Source organism: Pseudomonadota bacterium (genome assembly GCA_039815145.1).
GTDB lineage: Bacteria > Pseudomonadota > Gammaproteobacteria > Steroidobacterales > JBCBZW01 > JBCBZW01.
Map to the genome: position 1 here is coordinate 1 of JBCBZW010000237.1, position 4135 is coordinate 4135.

Here is a 4135-nt window from a genome sequence, read left to right on the forward strand (position 1 = left end):
ACGGACGCCGCCCGCGCCTCGCAGAGACCGCACAGCCCCATCCAAGCCATCCAGCGTCAGGGGATACATCCGCTCCCCCATGAGCCGCGACACGATCTGCACCGACTGCGTATAACCCCACTCCTCCCGCGGCAACGGGTTCAACCACGCCACCCTTGGGAAGTGCTCCGCAATCTGCTCCAGGTACGCCGCTCCCGGCGCCTCGTTCCAGTGCTCCACGCTGCCGCCGATGTGCGTGAGCTCGTAGGGACTCATCGACGCATCCCCCACGAACAACACACGATAGTCCGAGCGATAGGTGCGCAGCACCTCAGGTAACGGGGTGCTCAGCGACTGGCGCCGCCGATTCTGCCGCCACACCCGCTCGTACACGCAGTTATGGAAGTAGAAGTACTCCAGCTGTCCGAACTCCGCCCGCGCCGCCGAGAACAGCTCCTCGCACACCCGAGCGAAGGGATCCATTGACCCGCCGACGTCCAGGAACAGCAGCAGCTTCACGACGTTGCGTCGCTCGGGTCGCTCGCGCACGTTGAGCAGGCCGCCGTCGCGGGCGGTGTCGCGGATCGTGGCGTCGAGGTCCAGCTCCGTCGCCGCCCCCTCGCGGGCGAAGCGCCGCAAGCGTCGCAGGGCGATCTTGAAGTTGCGCGTACCCAGCTCACGCGACCCATCGAGATCGCGAAACTCCCGCTGGTCCCACACCTTCACGGCACTGCGCCGACGCCCTTCACGCTGGCCGATGCGTATCCCCTGGGGGTGATCACCGTAGGCCCCGTAGGGCGAGGTGCCGGCCGTGCCGACCCACTTCGAGCCGCCCTCGTGACGATCCTCCTGCTCCTCCAAACGCTGCCGTAAGGTCTCGAGCAGCTGTTCCCAGCTCTGGGCGTTCTTGGCCAGCTGCTCGCGATCCTCATCGCTCAGGTACAGCTCCGCCTGCTGGCGCAGCCAATCCTCGGGCAGGGACTCACCCCACCCCTCGAAGGTCACCTCAACGCCCGCGAGGTACGCGGAGAAGGCGCGGTCGAAGCGATCGTAGAGCGACTCGTCCTTGATCAGGCACGTGCGGGCGAGGCCGTGGAAGCGCTCGATGCTGAACTCGGGCAGGTGCGACTTCATCACCTCCAGCAGGGTGAGGAACTCGGTGGTGGTGACCTTGAGGCCACTGCGTCGCAGGTGAAAGAGAAAGTCGACGAGCACGGCGGGCGAGCTCCCGGAATAGGCCGCTTATCCGCCGCGGCGGCGGTCGAGGAAGACCAGTTGCTCGAACAGGTGCAGGTCCTGCTCGTTCTTGAGCAACGCACCGTAGAGCGGCGGCAGCGCCTTACGCTTGTCTTCGCTGCGCAGCACTTCGGGTGGGATGTCCTCGGCCACCAGCAGCTTGATCCAATCGAGGAGCTCGGACGTGGAGGGCTTCTTGCGCAGGCCCGGCACGTCGCGCAGGTCGAAGAAGGCCTCCAGCGCGGCCCGAAGCAACTCGGGCTTCAGCGCCGGGTGGTGCACCTCGACGATCTGCTTCATCGTCTCCTGGTCCGGGAAGCGGATGTAGTGGAAGAAGCAGCGTCGCAGGAACGCGTCGGGCAACTCCTTCTCGTTGTTGCTGGTGATGATGATCACCGGGCGCTGCTTGGCCTTCACCAGCTCCCGCGTCTCGTAGACGAAGAACTCCATGCGATCGAGCTCTTGCAGGAGATCGTTGGGGAACTCGATGTCGGCCTTGTCGATCTCATCGATCAGCAGCACCGGGCGCTGGTCGGCGTCGAAGGCCTGCCAGAGCTTGCCGCGGTTGATGTAGTTGGCGATGTCCTCGACGCGTGGATCGCCGAGCTGGGAGTCGCGCAGGCGGGCGACGGCGTCGTACTCGTACAAGCCCTGCACGGCGCGCGTGGTGGACTTGATGTGCCACTCGATCAACGGCGCCCCCAGGGAGGCCGCCACTTCCTGGGCGAGTTGGGTCTTACCCGTGCCCGGCTCGCCCTTCAAGAGCAGCGGGCGCTCCAAGGTGAGCGCCGCGTTGACGGCGAGGGCGAGGTCCTCCGTCGCGACGTAGCGCTGGCTGCCCTCGAAGCGGCCGTCGCTCATCCGATCTTGCCCGTCGGCTGCAGGTCGCCGCTCGACACCTTCACGATGCGCAGGTTGTTGGTGCAGCCGGAGACGCCGGAGAAGTCACCGCCCGTGAGGATGATGTGATCGCCTTCCTTCACGATGCCGTGACTGAGCAGGGTCTCGGCGACGGCGCGGTTGGACTCGGCGGGCGTGGTGTGGGTGATGTCGAAGGCCACGGGGTAGACGCCGCGGTAGATCTTCACGCGACGGCGCGTGCGCTCGTGGCGGGTGAAGGCGAAGATCGGGATGCCGGAGCTGATCCGCGACAACCAGCGCGCCGTGGAGCCGGACTCGGTCAGGGCGACGATGGCGGCCACGTCGAGGTGGTTGGCCACGTACATGGTGGCCATGGCGATGGCCTCGTCCACGTACGCAAACTTGGCGTCGAGGCGGTGGCCGGACACCATCGTGGTGCGCACACGCTCGGCGCTCTGGCAGGCCTTGGCCATGGCAGCCACTGCCTCCGTCGGATAGCGGCCGACGGCGCTCTCGGCGCTCAGCATTACCGCATCCGTGCCGTCAATCACCGCGTTAGCCACGTCGGAGACTTCCGCACGGGTCGGGATGGGGTTGGAGATCATCGACTCCATCATCTGCGTGGCGGTGATCGTGACCTTGTGCATCTCGCGCGCGGTCTTGATGATCTCCTTCTGCAGCGCCGGCAGCTCGGCGAAGCCGATCTCCACGCCGAGGTCGCCACGGGCGATCATGATCACATCGCTCGCCTCCACGATATCGCGCAGGTTGGTGATCGCTTCGGCGCGCTCCACCTTGGCCACCATCAGGGCCTTGCCGCCGGCCTCCTCGAGCAGGCCACGGGCGTAGTCCATGTCCCGCCCTTCGCGCGGGAAGGAGACGGCCAGGTAGTCCATCTCCAGCTTGGCGGCGGTCTTGATGTCGTCGAGGTCTTTCTGCGTGAGCGCCTCGGCGGAGAGGCCACCACCCTGGCGGTTGATGCCCTTGTTGTCCGAGAGCTCACCGCCCGTGGCCACCCGGCAGATGATGCGCTCGCGCTCCACCGCCTCCACGTCGAGGACGATCTGCCCATCCGCCAGCAGCAACACGTCGCCGGGGCGTACATCGCCCGGGAGTTGCTTGTAGGTGACGCCCACGGAGTCGACCGTCCCGGCATTGGCATCGAGGCCCACGTCGAGGGTGAAGCGTGCGCCGTCCTCGAGCATCACAGGTCCATCGCGAAACTTGTCAATGCGGATCTTAGGTCCTTGCAGATCGCCGAGGATCGCCACCTCGCGATTGGCCTCGCGGGCGGCCTGGCGCGCTGCCTCCACCAGGGCGCCCTGCTGCTCGGCCGTGCCGTGGGAGAAGTTCACCCGGAACACGTCCGCGCCCGCCTCGATGAGCTTGCGCAGGGACTCGGGGGTGGAGGATGCAGGGCCCAAGGTCGCAACGATCTTGGTGCGCCGGCGTCGGGCCGGCGCCTGAATGGGGTCGATCACAGCTTATTCGCTCCGCTGCAGTACTTTGACGCCGGGCAGCTCGCGACCCTCGAGGAATTCGAGGAACGCACCGCCGCCGGTCGAGACGTAGGAGAGGCGATCGAGCACGCCGTACTTCTCCGCGGCGGCCACCGTGTCGCCGCCGCCGGCGATGGAAAAGGCCGAGCTCTTGGCCACCGCCGTGGCCAGGGCACGGGTGCCCTCGCCGAAGCGGTCGAACTCGAACACACCCACCGGGCCGTTCCAGACGATGGTACCTGCCGCCAGGGCGACACGTGCAAATGCTTGCGCCGTCTCGGGCCCCACATCGAGGATCATCTCGTCCTCGCGCACATCGTCGACGGCACAAATCCTCGGGCTGGCATCGTCTGCAAACTCCGCGGCCACCACCACGTCCGTCGGTAGCGGGATGCTGCGGCCCTCGTCCGCTGCGCGCTGCACCAGCGCGCGCGCCGTGTCCAGGAGATCCGGTTCGTAGAGCGACTTGCCGACGTTGTGGCCCGCCGCGGCGATGAAAGTATTGGCGATGCCGCCGCCGACGATCAGCTGATCCACCCGATCGAGCAGGGACTCGAGGA

4 protein-coding genes are annotated in these 4135 nt (G+C 66.8%); all 4 read right to left on the minus strand.

Annotation, left to right across the window (positions count from 1 at the left end; genetic code table 11):
• Positions 1-1194: VWA domain-containing protein (locus AAF184_24990; GenBank protein ID MEO0425614.1), on the minus strand; the 1194-nt coding region annotated here is incomplete at its 3' end.
• Between the two features lie 27 nt (positions 1195-1221).
• Positions 1222-2076 (minus strand): MoxR family ATPase, encoded by an 855-nt coding sequence (locus AAF184_24995; GenBank protein ID MEO0425615.1) that lies wholly within the window; start codon positions 2074-2076, stop codon positions 1222-1224.
• The gene (pyk, locus tag AAF184_25000; GenBank protein MEO0425616.1) at positions 2073-3554 is read right to left on the minus strand and encodes a pyruvate kinase; all 1482 of its coding nucleotides are present in this window, start codon (positions 3552-3554) and stop codon (positions 2073-2075) included. The genes AAF184_24995 and pyk overlap by 4 nt, the downstream gene beginning before the upstream one ends.
• A 6-nt stretch (positions 3555-3560) precedes the next feature.
• On the minus strand, positions 3561-4135 hold a 575-nt coding region (gene pgk, locus AAF184_25005; GenBank protein MEO0425617.1), incomplete at its 5' end, for a phosphoglycerate kinase.

Coding starts and splice junctions, on each gene's coding strand:
- AAF184_24995 (MEO0425615.1), bottom strand. CDS start 2,076: ATGAGCGACGGCCGCTTCGAGGGCAGCCAGCGCTACGTCGCGACGGAG.